We start from the raw sequence: 18060 nt of genomic DNA on the forward strand, positions 1-18060 counted from the left end.
TCGTTTTGTTTCAGAATCGCTAAGATCTGACTGTCTGTGTATCGTGATTTGCGCATAGAAAACTCCTTCGTTTTAGTTTAACGGAATTTTCTACTTATAACTGCTCCGATTTTTCGGGGGGATTACATTTTCAAGGCTCAACGTGCGGCTTTCGGTGACGTAACCACCAGTTTTAGCATCAGCTTCTGATAAACCCACCGTGGCGACTTGTGGATCAGTAAAGATAACCTCGGGCATTGCACTGAGATCAAGATGCGCATCACCGCCCGTCATGTTAATAGCGGCTCGGCTGCCGCCTGCGGCGGCGACATAGACAAACTGCGGCTGATTCGCACAGTCGCCTGCCGCATATACTCTTGAGTTAGAGGTTTGCATGCGCTCGTTAATCGTTATTGTACCGCGTTCAGTTTGTACACCGATGGTTTTTAAATCGAGGTTTTCCGTATTGGGCGTACGGCCTGTGGCCACGAGCAGTTGTTCTGCTTTTAATGTTCCGGCATTGGTTTTGAGAATGAAGTGTTGTCCGTCGTAACGCACTTCGCTGGCTTCTGTATGCTCAAGCACATTGATGCCTTCGCGATCAAAAACAGTCGCTATTGCTTCACCAATGGCAGGCTCGTCTTTGGATAACACCCGACTGCGAGCCAAAACAGTAACTTCACTACCGAGACGCGCGAAGGCCTGTGCTAATTCAAGAGCAACGACCGAGGCTCCAATAATAGCGAGGCGTTTAGGAATGTTACTTAGCTCTAATGCGCTTGTCGAAGTAAGGTAAGGGGTTTCAGCTAAGCCGGGGATGGGGGGTTGTGCGGGTCGGGCCCCGGTGCCGATAAAAGCACGGTCAAAGTAAACCGTTTGCTCACCGCCATCGCGAAGTGATACGGAAAGAGTTTCATCGTTTATAAAGCGGGCTTCGCCGTTAATAACGGTAATGGCGGAATTCTCTCTAAGAATACTCTGGTATTTGGATTCACGGAGTTCTTCTACCCGAGCCTGTTGTTGCTCGAGGAGAGCTGATCGATTTACCTTAAGAGTATGAGTACTTAAGCCTTTATCAAAAGGGCTTTCTCGCCGCAGTTGGGCGATATGAGCCGCTCGGATCATGATTTTAGACGGGACACAGCCAATATTGACACAAGTTCCGCCAATAGTACCTCTCTCAATGAGCGTCACTCGGGCACCTCTCTCGGTCGCTTTGAGTGCCGCAGCCATCGCACTGCCGCCGCTACCAATGACAGCAATGTGTAAATTGTTATTACTCATAACGGTTACTCCTTGGTCTTTCAGTTTTACAGCAGCTATAAGGCATTGTGATGTTTCATGACTGATTTTTTGGTGCCGTTGCTTTCAGTGTTGATGGGTATCCTGCATTTGTCGTTGCTTCAGTGAGCTGCTTAACTGACGTTTTTTCGTCGTCGAATGTCACGGTTGCATCCCGCTCTTCAAAACGGACATCGACGGCGCTCACACCTGCAACTTGGCCAAGTGCAGCTTTGACAGTAATTGGGCAGGTGACGCATGTCATACCGGGTACTGATAGCGTAACCGTTTTCTCAACCGCCAATGTGGGCATGCTAAACAGTAAAAATAAAATGGTTGTTATCATTGTTTTTTTCATCGTGTATTGCCTCCTAGTAAAAGAAAGGAACAACATAGGGGTAAGCCAATGCTGTTAAAGTAAGCACCGCAACGAGCCAAAACATCACTTTGTAGCTCTTACGAGCATTTGGCGTTGCGCAGGTGTTATCAGGGTTGCAGTCATCAGCACGCCGGTATATTCGACGCCAGGCAAAGAATATGGCAATCAATGCAATGGCAATAAAAATGGGTCGATAAGGCTCAAGTGCTGTGAGGCTCCCAATCCAGGCCCCGGATACACCGAGTGCAAGTAATATGAGGGGACCCAGACAACACGCAGATGCCAGAGTCGCTGCGATCCCTCCCGCGAGAAGAGAGCCCCGACCAGATTTTGAATTTGACATAAGAGTAACTCCTTCGGGCATTTTGCTTTAATGTGTTAATCTTAGACCCGTACCTCACTACGGAAGCAATAGCTATGTTAAAAAAACGCAACGTAATGACAATTGGCACGCTGGCCAAAACAGCCGGCGTGGGCGTGGAAACGGTGCGCTATTATCAGCGCCGAGGGCTAATGAGCGAGCCGGAGAAGCCGTATGGGGGGATCCGACATTACGACGAACAAGCGCTTGCTCGGCTTCATTTTATTCGCGCGTCTCAATGGCTCGGATTTAGTCTGGATGAAATTGGTGAGCTATTAACTCTGCAAGATGGCGCTCATTGCGATGAAGCACGGGAGCTTGGAGAGCAAAAGCTCACCAGTGTTCGTCGAAAGATATCGCGCTTACAGCAAATTGAACGAGCGTTGAATGAGCTGGTGCAAAAATGCAGCTCCGGACACGGAGATGTCTATTGTCCACTGATGGCGTCGCTTAATGACGGGGTTGAGGACGCTACCACGGACAAACATAAGGTGCGTTAGTCTGTGTAGTAAAACTTTTGAGCGTAGTTCTTTAACTGAATTGCTTTATAGCTAACGCCAGCCATACACAAGAATCCCCATACCGGTTAGCACAAACGCCGCCCCAATCAAGTCGAAGCTGGATAAAGGCGATTTATCGACAATTCGCAGCCAGACTATGGCAGTTAACACGTAAATACCGCCGTAGGCTGCGTAAACGCGCCCGCTTTCCGCCGGATGAAGTGTTAATAAGTAAGCAAATAAGGCTAAGCTTATTGCTGCCGGAATGAGCAACCAAACGGAATGACCCTCTTTGAGCCATAGGTAGGGTAAATAGCAACCGACAATTTCTGCAATTGCGGTTGCGATAAATAACCCGAGTGTCTTTATTAAAAATATTGAGCTCATTACGAATCCTGGTGATTACCCGCAACACCCAGAAATATCGTCTTTTTCACCTGTCTTTACAGCTATCGCGTCTTTGATGATGCGAATAGCAGAGTGCAGTACAATGATGGCTATGACAGTTGCGATGAGTAAGTCAGGCCATGCCGCATGGAGCTGGGCGACGAGCATCGCAGAGACAATAACACCGACATTCATGATCATGTCATTGCGTGAACAAATCCAGCTGGCGCGAATGTTAATATCGCCGTTTCGGGAGCGATATAGAAGGGCAAAGCAAACGATGTTTACCAGTAATGCAAGCCCCGCTATTGAGAGCATGACAAAGGTTTCGGGCTGACTACCAAATGCCAGTTTAAGGATGACATCCAATAACACCGCCAGAGCTAATAATGTTTGCAGTATGCCGTTTAAAATAGCGGCATTGACTTTATATTTAATGGCTTTGCCAACAGCGTATAAGCTCACAGCATAAACCAAAGTATCGGCAAGCATATCCAGCGAATCAGCAATAAGACCACTGGATTCAGCCATCCAACCCGCAATGAACTCAACAAAGAACATGACGCCATTAAGGACTAGAACCGTCCATAACAACCTGCGTTGAGAGTTATCCATTTCGGCTTGCGCTGAACTTCCGCAACATGATGACATTGGAACAACCTAAAACGATTTCGATATACCTACAGTTTATCACACGTTAACACGAGTTTCAGCGCTGGTTTTATGGTGGATTATTAGATAAAGTGGCCGTTACGAAAATATATTGGTTGCTCATATTGGTCTTATTAACACACAGCTTTTTTACCTCTGCATCTGCTTCTTTCCATATTTAAGACTCGGGTCACCAAAGTGTCGATGTTGTGTTTGGAGAATATGATATCGAGCATCAATTTCATGCGCACATCTGGTGTATTACTGGCTCGTCTTGAACAAAAATAATGCACTCATTATCAGTTGTCCCGGCACGCTTCATCAGGATCTTCGAGTTCTACCGTTGTATGGCTTAGAGCATAGGGCGCAAGGACGTTATCGATGTGCTGTTTTAAGTCGCTACGGGCCTCGATATCAAGATTTTCAGTTAACACCAAATGAACGGTTAATACATGCTCCTCGCCGTCTAGTGACCAAAAATGCAAATGGTGTAGGTCAGCAACATGAGGTAGCTCCAGTAAAGCGTCAGCGACTTGTCTGTAGGTTTTTTTGTCCGGAGTTGCTTGTATGAAGAGTTTCAGCGTTGCCCACAGGTTGCGCAGCACATTCACTAAAATAAATAGAGTAAAGCCAATCGACAATATAGGGTCGAGAATTGGCCAGTCTACGAACAACAAAACAATACCAACGATAAGTACAGCAACCCAGCCGAGAACATCCTCCAGCAAGTGCCAGTTAATAACGCGTTCGTTTAACGTTTTGCCCTCTGACAATTTGTAAGCGGCAAATCCATTAACTGTAATGCCAACGACGGCTAAAGCGATCATGCCATCAGCGATGGGCATTTGAGGGTTCCAGAGTCTGGGAATCGCTTCCACAAGTACCCAGGCAGAGCCTGCGATTAAAACAACGGCATTAATAAATGCACCGGCAAGATTGAGTCGCTTATAACCGTAGGTAAAGTGTTGGTTAGCCTGTTTTTTGCCCAGCTTATTAAGTACCCACGCCAGGCCAAGCGACAAGCTATCGCCAAGATCATGAACGGCATCAGCTAAAATGGCGGTACTGTTGGTAAGAAAGCCACCAATAAACTCGATAATGGTGAAAACAAAGTTAAGAACAAATGCCCACCCTAATCGGTTGGACGGCATGTCCTTTGAGTGATCATGGTTATGGTGATGCCCCATAATACGTTCCTCTTTGTAGTAGAAGGGGCGGCAATAACCGCCCCCTTAAGTGCTGAACCCTAACGGCTCAGATCCTTAATTTTTTGTTTCGAAAACCAAGGATAGAGCACGGGTAAGATAACCAGTGTTAGCAATGTCGCAGACACCAAACCGCCAACAATGACGGTGGCCAATGGACGCTGAATTTCAGCGCCTGCGCCGGTTGCAAACAGCATGGGAATGAGTCCTAACGCTGAGGTTATTGCCGTCATTAATACCGGGCGTAGTCGAGACCATGCGCCATCAAACACGGCATCATTAACTGCATGCCCATCGGTTATTCTCTGGTTTATACTTTCGACCAGAACCACACCGTTTAGTACCGCCACACCAAACAGTGTGATGAAACCCACGGCGCTGGGCACCGATAAGTACTGTCCTGACACATAGAGTGCCACAATACCACCGATGACTGCCAACGGTACATTCACCAAAATCAACATGGCTTGACCCATGGTGCCGAAAGCAAAATAAAGCAGCAGGGCGATGAGTGCCAGCGATATGGGAACGACAATGGACAAGCGCTCCTGTGCTCGTTGTTGACTTTCGAACTGGCCACCAATGTCGACTGAGTAACCGGTTGGTAAATCCACCTTCTCGTCAATCGCCTTCCTAATATCGGCAACCACGCTGCCCATGTCACGACCCTGAACGTTCGATTGAATTACAACGCGACGCTGTACATCATCACGACGGATTTGCGGTGGTCCTGATTCAATTGCAACGTTGGCGACTTCGCCTAAGGTTACCCAGGCCCCCGAGGGAGTTAACAAGCGTAACGAGCGAATAGACTCCGGCGTATCGCGGAATTGCTTGGCCAACCGCACGTAAATATCATAGCGCTCATTACCGCGAATGATCTGGCCTGCCGAAGCGCCACCCAAGCCATTGTCGACAACGCTAAGTACATCGGAGACATTTAAGCCGTAGCGTGAGAGTTGTTGGCGTTTCGGCGAAACCACCAGTTGTGCTTCACCTTTTATTTGCTCCATCGCTACTGCAACGGCCCCGTCAACCTGCTTGACGGCACTTTCTATTTCCTGGCCTTTACGGGCCAACACGTCAAGCTCGGGTCCAAATAGTTTGATGGCTAGCTGCGATTTTACACCTGAGAGCAGTTCATCAACCCGTGTTGCAATAGGTTGTGAAAAATTAAACAACAAGCCTGGGTGATCATCTAGTTTTGCCTCCATTTTTTCTTGTAAGGCGTAGCGATCCGATGCTGTTGTCCATTCAGACTGCGGCTTAAGACCCACATATATCTCGATGTTGCTGATAGGCTCTGGATCGCCGCCCACTTCGGCTCGTCCAATGCGGCTGAGTGCGTAGGTGGTTTCCGGGAACGACATCAGAATTTTTTCAAGCTTCGGAGCCACCTCTAAGGCCGTTTCAAGGTTAGAGGAGGGGGCTAATGTCACGCGAATATTAATCGTGCCTTCTTCCAGTTCGGGCGCAAACTCTGTGCCGAGACGAGGCACTAACACCAAAGCGCCGACAAACAGCACACCGGCCAGGGCAATAACAGCCTTTTTACTGCGTAACGCCACCGATAATAGTCTTTTATAACCATTATCTAGTGGTTTAAGCAGCTTATTTTCACGAGGCTTAATACCCCGACTGAAAAAGTAACTGGCTAATGCCGGTACAACCATGATGGCCACAAAAACCGCGGAGATAATGGCCAGCATAATACTGATAGCCATGGGCTCAAATAATTTAGCTTCAACACCCTGAAAACTAAACAGTGGCATAAAGACCACCAAGATAATCATGGCGGCAAAGAATACCGGTCGTGCCACTTCGTTAGCCGCTTCCTTAACTCGCAGCTTGATACCATGACTATCGAGTTTGGCTGCCTGAGGATCCGGGTCGCGGTGCTCTGTGCGTTGCTCGGCGTCGTCTTGGTGTTCACTATCCGGACGACTTAAGTGCTTAAAGATATTTTCAACCATCACCACGGAGCCGTCGACCAGCATACCAATGGCAACAGCAATCCCGCCCAGCGACATCAGGTTAGCCGACATGCCCATCGCGGACATTACCATCAGGGCAATGGCGATAGAAACGGGAATGGACAGTAACACTAAAAAAGTAGCGCGTATGTTGAGCAAAAACAGTGCTAATACTGCGATAATAAACACAAAGGCAATGAGCAGTGAATACGCGACCGTAGATACGGCTTTTTGTATTAAATCGGCCTGATCATAATACGGCTCAAAGGTAACACCCTCGGGTAATGCTTGCTGAATAAGCGGAATGCGCTTTTTAATACCGTCGATGGTGGCTTTGGTATTCGAGCCCATGCGTTTGAGCACAATACCCGACACCACTTCGCCCAACTGGTTGACCTCGCCGTCGACTTTACGCGACATTGAGACCGCCCCCTGGCGAATTTCACTGCCGATTTCGACGTCGGCAACCTGTCCCAGTGTTACGGAAACGCCGTCAACGGTTTTGAGCGGTATTTGTCGTATTTGTTGCAGGCCTTTTTTACCGCTATCCAACCAGCCGGTGCCGCGAATAACCAACTGCTCCTGACCGCGGGGCATATACCAACCACCAACGTTACCGTTATTCTTGTTGACCGCGCCCATGACGTCTTGCTGGGTAAGGTCGTAAGACAGCAGCTTGGCGGGATTGAGGTTAACCTGATATTGCTTAACTTCACCGCCAAAGGACAAGACTTCGGTAATTCCCTCAACGGGCATCAGTAGCAGTTTAACCACATAGTCGTTAAGACTGCGTAGCTCCATGCTACTGACACCAGAGCCCGGCTCGGCAAGTAGCAGATACTGATAAACCTGGCCGAGACCGGAAGAGTTAGGGCCCATTTCGGGCGTGCCGACTCCCTCTGGAATCAACTCCTTTGCCGCTTGCAGCCGCTCGAATACCAGTTGCCGGGCAAAGTAGATATCGACACTCTCGTCAAATACCACGGTAATGCCCGATAAACCTGTTTTTGAGATTGACCGAACTTCTTTGACGTCGGGCAGGGCATACATCACCGACTCTATCGGATAGGTAATAAGCTGCTCGACTTCGGTCGCTGCTAATCCTGGTGCTTCCGTATTTACCGTTACCTGAACGTTGGTAACATCGGGAAAGGCATCCAGATTAAGTTTGGGAATAATAAAAAATGACGCAATGCTGATGCTGAATAAAGCCAATACCAATAACAGGCGATTGGCGGCAGCAAACTGAATAATGCGCTGAAACATACAACCTCCTGTTAGTGGTTATGTGGGTCAAAACCGCCTTTAGCGATTTGTGAGCGAACGAAAAACGCGCCGTTGTCTACGTATTTTGTGCCTTCGTTAACGCCTCGAATAACTTTCCACGGACCCTTTTCATCAACCAATTCGACTTTCTTCGGTTCAAACTTTCCGGGTTCGTGCTCAATGAATATCTGCCAGTCACCATCAGGGGCCCGCATTAAGGCTGAGTCCTTAACTGCAAGCACCGGTCCATCCGACTTGACTGAGAAATAAACATCCGCAAATAAACCAGGGTGTAATTGGTCCTTTTCGTTATTTACCGCAAGTCGTACCGTTCGGGTGCGGGTTTTATGGTCTATTGTGTGGCCTTCCTGAATGACTTTTGCCGCAAAGCGCTGATTGTCGACACTCACTGTAACAGGATCACCAAACTGCACACTAAGGTCAGCTGAGCCTGGTAGACGAGCATTAACCCACAAGGTTTCTTCTTGCAGCACTTCAACCAAGTGATTACCGGCATTAACTTGCTGGCCTTGCTTGAAGTTATCGCTAACCACAATCCCGCCAATTTCTGAGGTCAGTTGGTATTCGCCGATAGGGTAGTTAGCTTTACTTAAACGCTTAATGTCGCTGGCTGACATACCAAATGCTTTGAGTTGCGCTTGCGCTGAGGTAAAGGCGTTTTTCGCTTCGACAAAGCGTTTTTCACCCACCGTTGACTCACCGAGTGACTGCACGCGTTGCCATTCGTTAAGTGTGACCAAATACTGACTTTGCGCCTCCGCCATGGTGGCGCTGAAGAGGGTTGCCAGTGGCTCACCTTTTTCGACGTGATCGCCAATACTGACAAAACGTTTGAGAACGGTCGAATCGATGCGCGGACTCACGATATAGCTATTAAAGTCGTTAGCAACCACCTCGCCCGGGGCATAAACCGGATATTCAATGACTTGAGTTTGCAAGGTTCGCGTGGTGATATCTGCCATGGATAGCTGCTTGCTGGATAGCTCCACGCCTGAGCTTTCCTTATGTTCACCTTGCTCGTGTTTGCCTTCTTCCTTGTGGGTATCTTCTTTTTCGTCGTGTCCGTGTTCATCCTGCGCCATAACCGAAAAGCTCAGCGCAAGTGCTATTGCTGCGTATAAAGGTTTTACTGACATCGTTTACTCTCCAATCTCTGCGTTTGTTGGCTGGCTTAACGGCGATAACGTCAGTGCTTTACTGAGTTCGCCCGAACGGTACAACCATTCAATGGCGGCCAACCGATATTGTGTTTGCAGCGCTATCCCTGCAAATTGGCTATCGAGCTGCTGTTGCACAGCGGTGAGGTAGTCTGTGGTGGATAGGTCACCGGCGAGCCAGGACTGCTCAATCACCTGCATCGACTCATCCTGCCGAGATTGAAAGTCTCTTTGCCAGCTTTGCCACTGTTTTTTCACAAAACGATAATTGTTAAGAGACGATTTCAGTGCTGCTTGCCATTGTTGCCTTAGTGCAATCAAACGTTTTTCTTCAGCAACAGCTTCGCTATTGGCTGCGCGCACCGCATCGCTGTAGTTATTGCGAACCTGTAGTGGAATGCTGAATGATAAGCCAATTACTGTTTCGTTATCGCTCTCGCCCGCTTCGACGCCTACGGTTGGGTTGGCGGTGGTTAACGAGCGTTTCCAGTCGACATCGGCGCGCTTTAATTGCCATTGCAGGTAAGCGGCTTTTAACGCTGGATGTTGTTGCCAACGAGCCGTTAACGCAGGTTCAACGTTAAATAGCTCCTCATTAATGGAGAGTTGACCGACATCAGACGTTGTTAGCAGAGCGTTTAACTCTGCTTCAGCGGATTGCAGTTGTTGATAAGCCGCTGCCGTTTGTTGCAGTTGCCGACTTAGCGCGAGTACCGTCAGTTGTTCGTCGACGGCACCTAAGTCACCGGCTTTACGTCGTTCGGCAACCAGGCTTATCGCCTGTTTAACGATTTTCTCTTGCTGCTCAGCCAGTGCGTAACGCTGTTTTGCGTCCAGCCATTGCACATAGGCATTCAACAAAGTTTTAGCATGCGATGTCGCCGACTGGCGATAAATACTCACTGCCATAGCCGTCATGGCGTCACTCTGACTGGCCCTTGCTTCATTGCGAGTGCTCCAGTCCAGCGTCTGGCTTAGACCAACAGCGTAATTATTGATGTCACCCTCGCGCTCTAAGCGTGACGATAAGCTAGGGTTGTACAAAGGCTGATTTAATTGTTTGCCCTGTTGGATCAGCGCTTCAGCCTGCTGTTGAGCGGCTTCAACACTGGGGTGTTGCTGCACAGTTTTTTGCCATTGCTCGGGCAACTGTTGTGCATTGGCGTAGCTTGAACTTATTGCCAGACTTACGGCAACAAACAAGCGTTTGCTATGTGTCGAAAACGGACCCATAGATAGACTCCTCAGTCATATTACTGCGTAAAATAATGATTTTTTTGCGCTGCTATAGCAGCTTATTAGGCAGTTATGAGGAGATGGGAGGCCGGAACAGCGGAGATGATAGAGGGTTAGTGTAAAACTCAGTATACCCAGGACGTATTGTGCCCATTCGTGGTAACGCGAGAGTTTTTTCAGTCTTCATGGCATATAAATGAAATGAGCCATGGCAGTGACAGCAGTGATGGCAGTCAAAGCTGATTTCTCCACTTTTAGGGAGATTGCGCTTATCGATGTGGGATTCGTCATGCTCAAAATTGAGGTGTTGCTCAGAAGAGGACTGGTGAGATTGATGCACATCAGCAACCGCCTGACTGATTTGAGTCAGAACAGCAACAAGCACCAGTATTAAAAATCCTAGTCTAAGCATCATTACCTACAGTTCTAAATAAGCAGCTTAATGGTACATTAATTAAAAATAGTTCTCAACTAGTGGCGATTCACACAAATACTTCTGCTGTATACCTATGCACGAATCAAGAGCTTCAGGTAGAAGCGCGAGAAGAAGGTTTTGATTTTATATTTGGTACCGATGTGGCAAATAATGAATTGAGTTTTTTATTCGAGTCAAAATTCGAGCCTTACCAAGAATATTCAAGGACAGACATTAAAGGAATTGATCTCGTACTAAAACTCGGTGACTCATTTATTCGAGCCTTGGAAGTTAAGCTTACAGTTATTCCGGACAATACCACTGCAAACGACAGAGAGTCTGACTGGGGTACCGAGTTGGTGATTAGACCTGCAAGTACTTCTTACGCCGCGCTAGGTATTTTTGATTCGATAAAACCATTTAGAGCGAGACTAAAGGAAATCTTAGAGCCTACCTGTTCGACAATTCAACATTGGGATAATACTGTTGAAATGTTGAGTAAAAGGGAGGAAATCATTGGGTGTTTAAATAAAATATTTACAGAGTTTAAAGACTACCAAAAACCTTTTTTATTACATCCAATATGGAAGACATTGGGTAAGTCACCGATTATTGATAAGGGTAATGCATATGATATTTTTGTTTGGAGCGACTTTGCTATTTGCCGTACCTTTATTGATTGCGCATCAAGAGAGCGAGATGTGGGGAAAGTTACAAGGCTTTATAGATCAACGCTAAGGCTTGCAAGGATTCTTTACGAACTAACACAAACAGATAAGGTAAATATTCATAATATTTATACTCAAATGGCTTTCAACCTGCAGACTGACAAAGAATTTGCTCTGAATGGTAAAATGACTCGTAGATTTATGAATCATCCTCGACGTTATAATCCAATTATGAAATTATCTAGCATCACAAATGTGATTATGAATGGCGGGCACAAAGAGTTAAGTCCAGAACGTCGTTTTGATCAAAGCTTGTATTATACAGCACAGGAATTATTTAAAGACGATGCTTAAAATTGAATATTGTTGTTTATGCTTAAGAGAAAACGACAGAATTTGCTTCCTAAATCGATTAAGAGCAAGAATGTTGTGCGAAGGTCATGAAACTTGGAGGCAAAACCTTAACAAGTCACAATTTTGGCACAGAATCGGCACAAAAGCCTCAAAGTTAGTACTTGCTATCAATGTCAGGCTATAGAATTATGGCGCACTCCGACAGGAGTCGAACCTGTGACCTCTGCCTCCGGAGGGCAGCGCTCGTGAAAACTCACGAAGCGCTGAATTTGTCACGTAAGTTTAGTGTCGCTTACCACGGCAACTCTTCGCCATTACTGTGGCGGAAGCAACCGGTAGTCGCGAGCGTGAGCTCGTCGATACGCTTGACCAAGCGCGAGGCGGCTTCTTCGGCGCTGATGTCGCCACGGTTGTTGACCATGTCGGTTTGAACGTAGCCTGGGTGTAGCATCGCGACGGCGATTCCGGCGTCTTTGAGGTCATTGGCCAGTGAAACGCCTGCGGCATTGAGTGCGGCTTTGCTCATGCGGTAGCCATATTGACCACCAGAGCCATTGTCGGCCATCGAGCCCATGCGCGAAGTGATCAGAATCAACTTGCTTTCTTTCTTCAATAATGGCCGCAGCGTGCGGCTCAGCTCAAGTGGTGCTACTGCATTCACAGTCAACTGGCGTTGAATGCTGTCGGTGGCAAAGCTGTCGAAGTTGTCGCCTTCGAGAATGCCGGCGTTGTTGATCAGAATATCAATAGGATCGTCAGCAAGGCGCTCGGCTAATAACTCACGCGCCTTTGCGTCGGTTACATCAATGCCATCAATGATAGCGACGCCGAGCTTCTCTAGTTCGGCTGATGGCTTGCGGCAGACAGCGGTGACGTTTGCCCCGCGTTGTTTAAATTGCGTCGCTAGAGCTAAGCCAATTCCGCGGTTCGCTCCTGTAATCACAACATGTTCGCTCATAATTACTCCTTCGATGAGATTAAATTAGTAGCCCCCAGGAATGCCTCCGTGGGTCAATTTCTTAGGATCCAGTAAGGTCTCAAGTTCTGCTCGTGAGAGGTCGGTCATTTCTTCGGCGACGTCGATGACGGGGCGCTGCTCTTGATACGCTCGCTTGGCGATTTTCGCTGCTTCGTTGTAGCCAATCACGGAATTCAACGCGGTCACCAGTATTGGGTTGCGCGCGAGTGCTTCCTCGAGGCGATCATGTTTGACGTTGAAGTCGGCAATCGCGTCATCGGCGAGGCTGCGCATGGCATTAGCGCTGATTTCAATACTTTCAATCAGGTGATACGCAATCAGCGGCAACATCACGTTGAGTTGAAAGTTACCTTGTTGGGCAGCGGTTGCGACGGTCTGATAACTGCCGGCAAGGTGCGCGGCAACCATGGCCACGGCCTCTGGGATCACCGGGTTGACCTTACCCGGCATGATGCTGCTGCCGGGCTGCAACGCTTTTAGTTCAATCTCGCCAAGACCAGCAAGGGGGCCGCTGTTCATCCAGCGTAGGTCGTTACTGATTTTCATCAGAACTGCCCCACATGAATTCAGTGCACCAGCTAGTTGTAAGCTTAATTCTTGCCCGGAGATACCGGCAAAGGCATTGGTCGCCGGATGAAAGTACTGCTCGGTTCGCTCACTTAGATGTTGGCAGAATTGCTGTCGAAAGGCTTGTGGGGCATTAATGCCGCTGCCGACAGCGGTGCCGCCTTGGGGCAGGGCGCGCAGGCGTTCGCAGACTTCATTGATGTTGAGCTGGCAGTGATGCAGTTGGGTGCTCCAAGCGCGCAGCTCCTGCGCCATGGTAATGGGCATAGCGTCCATTAAATGCGTGCGTCCCGTTTTGACGACATCCTCTAAACTTTGCGCTTTTTCTTCGATGGTACGCTGCAAATGCACTATTGCAGGCAGCCATTCGTCGTGCAAAGCTAATACGCAGCTTACTTGAATACTGGTAGGAATGACGTCGTTACTACTTTGACTGCAGTTGACGTGGTCGTTCGGATGTACGGTCGGCCCCTTGGCGCGGTGAACCATTTCTGCCAAAACCTCGTTCATATTCATATTGGTACTGGTGCCAGAACCAGTCTGAAAGATATCAAGAGGGAATTGGTCTAGATTTGGGGCATGCGCGATGCTATCCGCTGCTTTTATTATAGCGGAGGCTTGCTCTTCAGTGAGTAAATCTAAGTCAGCATTCGCCTGTGCCGCAGCGGCTTTGATGTGCGCCAACGCGCTAACGGTTCGCGCGGGAAAACGTAAGTTACTGATGTGAAAGTTTTGTCGTGCACGTTCGGTCTGCGCTCGCCACAACGCTTCTGCTGGTACCTCAATTTCTCCCATGCTATCTTTTTCGATACGAGCTTTCTTCGACATACCTGTTTCCTCTTGGTCAGGATTTACATTGGTTCTCATAAGCATGGGGTGCAAATGCTAAACTTTCAAATCGCCCAGCGGCTTTTTCTTCGCAGTCTTCTGGTCGTTGTGGGTCTCACCACAATGGTAGGCCAGGCACGAGAAGTAGAAGTCGTTGTGACCGACGCCAACGGAAAAGGACTGCCGCAAGCTGTTGTCTCAATCGACTTTCCTGCGCGTCAAGCCGTGGCAAATCAAACAGTCATTGACCAAGTTGATCGCCTGTTCACCCCATTCATTTCGACTGTTCGGCCAGGAGCAACGGTGAACTTCCCGAATAGCGATAATATTCGTCATCAAGTGTATTCATTTTCTCCGGCCAAAACTTTTGAACTGCCTCTTTATAGTAATCGCGAAGCACCAGCGATCACTTTTCCTGAAGCAGGTATCGTGGTGCTGGGCTGCAATATTCATGACCATATGCGTGCCTACCTCTACGTGAGTCCGCATGCGCAGTCACGATTGACGGATGGCGAGGGTAGCGTTGTGCTAGAAGCTCCCAGTGAAGCAAGCACAGTGCATGTTTGGTATCCAGGTCTCGGAGATGAGGCCACTGCTGAGCGTCAGTTCGCTATTGACGCTTCTCAGCAACAATTAAGCGTGTCGTTGCCGGTGACGCCGCAGCAGCAAACACCGCCGCCACCATCGCCGCTACAACAACGTTTTAATAAGTTAAAAAATGATTCGAATTAGTTTTCGCGCACGCTTATTGCTCCTGTTTATCGGTTTGGCCGGAGGTGTGCTCTTGGTCACTTTGGTCGCGGTGACCTTTGCCACTGATAAACAAGCTGAACTCACTGTTGAGCGTGAATTGGCGGTGAGTGAGCGTGTTTTAGGCGAGCTACTTAAGCGTCGCGGCGAGCAGTTAGAGCAAGCGGCGCAAGTGTTAGCCGATGACTTTGGCTTTCGTGAGGCCGTGGCAAGCGGTGACCAAGCGACTCTCGTATCGGCGATGGTAAATCATGGCGACCGCATCGGTACGCAGCTAATGGCGCTTTATAGTGTGAATGGCGAAGAGCTGGCAAGTACCCATCAACTGTCACCGGGCACGGACTTTAGTTTGTTACGGGGTGTGCGTTTAATTGATGGCGAATTATTCCAATTGGTCACGGTTCCGGTGCGCGCTCCTGACGTTATCGCTTACGCGACGCTTGGCTTTGTTATTGACGATCAGTTGGCCGACGGTCTCAAGCAACTTACCAATACTGATTTGACATTTTTTGACAGTCAGGGCCAGCGCGCGCTTGCCTCTAGCTTAGCCGGGCCCATGCAACGTGAACTTCTCGAGGCGGTCTCGCAGGAACAGGTGAATCAGTGGTTAACTGAAAACGAGTTGGCGGGGCATTTATCGCGGTTTAATACGGTTGAGTTGTTGGTGAGTACGTCACGCAGTGATGCAACGCAAGCGTTTCAGACGCTGCGCACCCAATACTTGGGATTTGGCTTGGCAACGTTACTGGTAGCGTTAATGTTGGCTATCGCAACTGCGCGTTACTTTAGTCAGCCCCTCGCGCGGCTGACGCAAGCAGCGGACGCGTTGCGCCGCGGACGTTATGACGCGCCGCTGAATTTGCAACGAAAAGATGAATTCGGGCAGTTGGGTGCCACTTTTGACACCATGCGCGAGGCGATTTCCGAGCGCGAACAGCGAATTGTCTATCAGCTCGAGCATGATTTACTCACAGGATTACCGAATCGCGAATCATTCTATAAACAACTTAATGAGCGCTTAGCTCAAAAGCAAAGTGGCGTCGTGGTCGTGCTAAATATTATGCGGTTTCGCTCATTGAATGACCGCCTCGGACAAAGTTTCGGTGATCAAGTATTGCAGCAGGTGGCACAGCGCTTGCGCGACAGTTTTGCCGAAGGCTGCTTTATCGCCCGTCTTGCGAGCGATGAATTCGTGGTGCTTTGTGATAGTGATCAAGCAGAAGACATTAAGTCGTCACTCAAAGCATTACAACGAACCCAATGGCGCATTGGTGAAGCCAGCTATCGGATTGAGTTTCGTAGCGGCGCCGTACGCTTTCCTGAGTTTGGTGCTGAGGTTGATGTGCTCTTGCGTCGTGGGCAGCTTGCAGCGCAGCTTGCGCGCTCTGAGAAGCAACTCCTAGCTGATTATCAACAGGGCAGTGACGAGAGTTACCTGCGGCGTCTGCAGATCTTGCAAGCATTGCCTGATGCGATCGTCAATCGTAAGTTACAGCTTCATTATCAGCCGAAAATGGATTGTGGGACTGGGCAAGTGAATGGTGCCGAGGCTCTGATACGTTGGCAACATGAGCAGTTGGGCGTAATCCGTCCCGATGAGTTTATCCCACTTGCCGAACAATCGGGCGATATTTTGCGGGTAACGCGCTGGGTGTGCCAAGCTGCGCTCGATCAGCAGCAATATTGGCTAGAGCAAGGCATCGACATACAAATGGCGGTGAATCTCTCAGCACTTGATTTGCAAGCAGACGATTTTGCGGAGTTCATCGCCACCGAATTGCGCGCACGCCATTTGTCACCTACAAAATTGACACTCGAGGTAACCGAGAGCGCGGTTATGGCGGATCTTGAGAAAGCGCAGAAGCGACTCAAAGAGTTACGTGAACTCGGTTGCAAGATAGCGCTTGATGACTATGGCACGGGCTATGCGTCTTTGGCACAACTTAAGCATTTGCCACTCGATAAACTGAAACTCGACCAGAGCTTCATTCGCGGACTTGATAGCGATGCAAATGATCGAATTATCGTGCAGTCAACGTTATCACTTGCCCATGAGCTGAAACTGCAAACAGTTGCCGAGGGCGTCGAAGAGCAAGCTGCATGGCGGCTTTTACGGCAAATGGGCTGCGATACGCTGCAAGGCTATTACTTTAGTCGACCTTTGGCAGCGGTTGAGTTTGAACAGTGGCTCAAAAATGAGGCTCCGCGTTTTACGAACCAGAATAAGAAGGCAATAACGAATGAGTAAGAGACTCCTACAAAGCATGAGTTTTATCCTGCTGGCTGGCGTTGGGCTGGCAAGTCCAACGGTATTTGCCGACGGTGGTAAATTGCTCGCAACTGGCGCCGCGACTTCAATTGAAGGAAGCGGCGGAGGCGGCATTGTGCCGTGGGCAACCACCGCGAGTTACGCTGAAGAAGGTGAGTGGGGCGTGACAGTGAATGCAAATTTCGCTGATGTGGAAGATTTTCAGCTAGGTGTGCAGAGCCTTAACTTCACCTACGATAATCGTGTTGAAGTGAGTTTTGCCCAGCAACGCTTGGGCTTGAACACTATTGGCGGAGATCTAAAACAAGATATCTTCGGCGTTAAGGTGCGACTCGCGGGCGATTTAGTCTATGGCGATATGCCGCAGCTAAGCGTGGGATTACAACACAAACGCAATCAAACTTACGACTTGCCCGCTGCGGTTGGTGCGCAAGACGACAGCGGTACGGATTTTTACTTTAGTGCCGCGAAAGCCTGGCTTGCAGGCCCTTTGGATAGAATCTGGGTGGCCAACTACACGTTACGCGCAACCAAAGCGAATCAACTAGGTTTGTTAGGTTTTGGCGGCGATAAGAATGACAGTTATGACTACGTGAGCGAAGCCAGTCTGGGCATGTTCGTCAATCGCCATTGGTTGGTCGGTGTTGAATACCGCCAGAAGCCCGATAATTTAGGTTTCGCCAAAGAGTACGATTGGCGTGATGTGTTTGTTGGCTGGTTCCCGACAAAGTCTGTTGCCTTGGTGGTTGCTTATGTTGATCTCAAATCGATTGCCGGCTTACCTGATCAAACCGGTGCCTATGCGTCATTACAGGTGAGCTTTTAAGGAGTAGC

General features: G+C 48.8%; 17 protein-coding genes and 1 tRNA gene. 6 read left to right on the plus strand and 12 right to left on the minus strand.

What is annotated here, in order from left to right:
* Positions 1 to 90: 90 nt before the first annotated feature.
* The 3 genes from merA to merT are packed head-to-tail and all read right to left on the minus strand — an operon-like array spanning position 91 to position 2003.
* Entirely contained in the window at positions 91 to 1329 is a 1239-nt protein-coding gene (merA, locus tag CWE21_RS11820; RefSeq protein WP_476704269.1) for a mercury(II) reductase, read from the minus strand.
* Positions 1319 to 1618, minus strand: a complete 300-nt coding sequence (gene merP / locus CWE21_RS11825) for a mercury resistance system periplasmic binding protein MerP (protein WP_126834662.1) — start codon at positions 1616 to 1618, stop codon at positions 1319 to 1321. The genes merA and merP overlap by 11 nt, the downstream gene beginning before the upstream one ends.
* 13 nt (positions 1619 to 1631) lie before the next feature.
* The gene (gene merT, locus CWE21_RS11830) at positions 1632 to 2003 is read right to left on the minus strand and encodes a mercuric ion transporter MerT (RefSeq protein WP_445936691.1); all 372 of its coding nucleotides are present in this window, start codon (positions 2001 to 2003) and stop codon (positions 1632 to 1634) included.
* A 53-nt stretch (positions 2004 to 2056) separates the two neighbouring features.
* Here merT and merR point away from each other — a divergent pair, with 53 nt between their 5' ends.
* On the plus strand, positions 2057 to 2500 hold the full coding sequence (merR, locus tag CWE21_RS11835) for an Hg(II)-responsive transcriptional regulator (protein ID WP_092857846.1): 444 nt from the start codon (positions 2057 to 2059) through the stop codon (positions 2498 to 2500).
* A 51-nt stretch (positions 2501 to 2551) separates the two neighbouring features.
* Here merR and CWE21_RS11840 read toward each other — a convergent pair whose 3' ends face one another.
* The 6 genes from CWE21_RS11840 to CWE21_RS11865 all read right to left on the minus strand — a co-directional run bounded on the left by CWE21_RS11840 (position 2552) and on the right by CWE21_RS11865 (position 10393).
* Positions 2552 to 2887, minus strand: a complete 336-nt coding sequence (locus CWE21_RS11840) for a YnfA family protein (protein ID WP_126834663.1) — start codon at positions 2885 to 2887, stop codon at positions 2552 to 2554.
* A gap of 15 nt (positions 2888 to 2902) precedes the next feature.
* Positions 2903 to 3538 (minus strand): cation efflux transmembrane domain-containing protein, encoded by a 636-nt coding sequence (locus tag CWE21_RS11845; RefSeq protein WP_034734464.1) that lies wholly within the window; start codon positions 3536 to 3538, stop codon positions 2903 to 2905.
* Between the two features lie 299 nt (positions 3539 to 3837).
* Positions 3838 to 4725, minus strand: coding sequence for a cation diffusion facilitator family transporter (locus CWE21_RS11850; protein WP_092857844.1), 888 nt, complete (start codon positions 4723 to 4725; stop codon positions 3838 to 3840).
* Between the two features lie 59 nt (positions 4726 to 4784).
* Positions 4785 to 7982 (minus strand): efflux RND transporter permease subunit, encoded by a 3198-nt coding sequence (locus tag CWE21_RS11855; protein ID WP_092842010.1) that lies wholly within the window; start codon positions 7980 to 7982, stop codon positions 4785 to 4787.
* An 11-nt stretch (positions 7983 to 7993) separates the two neighbouring features.
* On the minus strand, positions 7994 to 9139 hold the full coding sequence (locus CWE21_RS11860; RefSeq protein WP_055437779.1) for an efflux RND transporter periplasmic adaptor subunit: 1146 nt from the start codon (positions 9137 to 9139) through the stop codon (positions 7994 to 7996).
* 3 nt (positions 9140 to 9142) lie between these two features.
* A complete protein-coding gene (locus CWE21_RS11865) occupies positions 9143 to 10393 on the minus strand; it encodes a TolC family protein (protein WP_006956205.1) in 1251 nt (416 codons plus the stop codon).
* A gap of 211 nt (positions 10394 to 10604) precedes the next feature.
* On the opposite strand from CWE21_RS11865, the gene CWE21_RS11870 reads away from it, so the two are divergent.
* Both CWE21_RS11870 and CWE21_RS11875 read left to right on the plus strand, forming a co-directional pair.
* Positions 10605 to 10790 carry a hypothetical protein gene (locus tag CWE21_RS11870; RefSeq protein WP_034733748.1) on the plus strand — a complete coding sequence of 62 codons (186 nt, stop codon included), beginning with the start codon at positions 10605 to 10607 and terminating at the stop codon, positions 10788 to 10790.
* Between the two features lie 80 nt (positions 10791 to 10870).
* Entirely contained in the window at positions 10871 to 11833 is a 963-nt protein-coding gene (locus CWE21_RS11875; RefSeq protein WP_157980884.1) for a HindVP family restriction endonuclease, read from the plus strand.
* A 189-nt stretch (positions 11834 to 12022) separates the two neighbouring features.
* On the opposite strand, the gene CWE21_RS13385 is transcribed toward CWE21_RS11875, so the two are convergent.
* From CWE21_RS13385 to CWE21_RS11885, 3 genes are all read right to left on the minus strand, one after another.
* A tRNA-Ser gene (locus CWE21_RS13385) sits at positions 12023 to 12097 on the minus strand.
* Positions 12098 to 12125: 28 nt separating this feature from the next.
* Positions 12126 to 12791: an SDR family oxidoreductase gene (locus CWE21_RS11880; RefSeq protein WP_126834664.1), complete on the minus strand. Its 666-nt coding sequence runs from the start codon at positions 12789 to 12791 to the stop codon at positions 12126 to 12128.
* 24 nt (positions 12792 to 12815) lie between these two features.
* Positions 12816 to 14207: a class II fumarate hydratase gene (locus CWE21_RS11885; RefSeq protein WP_126834665.1), complete on the minus strand. Its 1392-nt coding sequence runs from the start codon at positions 14205 to 14207 to the stop codon at positions 12816 to 12818.
* A gap of 54 nt (positions 14208 to 14261) precedes the next feature.
* On the opposite strand from CWE21_RS11885, the gene CWE21_RS11890 reads away from it, so the two are divergent.
* The 3 genes from CWE21_RS11890 to CWE21_RS11900 are packed head-to-tail and all read left to right on the plus strand — an operon-like array spanning position 14262 to position 18052.
* Entirely contained in the window at positions 14262 to 14939 is a 678-nt protein-coding gene (locus CWE21_RS11890) for a methylamine utilization protein (protein WP_126834666.1), read from the plus strand.
* Positions 14926 to 17205 (plus strand): putative bifunctional diguanylate cyclase/phosphodiesterase, encoded by a 2280-nt coding sequence (locus CWE21_RS11895; protein WP_126834667.1) that lies wholly within the window; start codon positions 14926 to 14928, stop codon positions 17203 to 17205. Before CWE21_RS11890 ends, CWE21_RS11895 begins: the two co-directional genes overlap by 14 nt.
* On the plus strand, positions 17198 to 18052 hold the full coding sequence (locus CWE21_RS11900; RefSeq protein ID WP_126834668.1) for a DUF3034 family protein: 855 nt from the start codon (positions 17198 to 17200) through the stop codon (positions 18050 to 18052). The genes CWE21_RS11895 and CWE21_RS11900 overlap by 8 nt, the downstream gene beginning before the upstream one ends.
* The last annotated feature ends 8 nt before the right edge of the window (positions 18053 to 18060 follow it).

This window comes from Pseudidiomarina aquimaris, assembly GCF_003987395.1.
In the GTDB taxonomy this organism is placed as follows: domain Bacteria; phylum Pseudomonadota; class Gammaproteobacteria; order Enterobacterales; family Alteromonadaceae; genus Pseudidiomarina; species Pseudidiomarina aquimaris.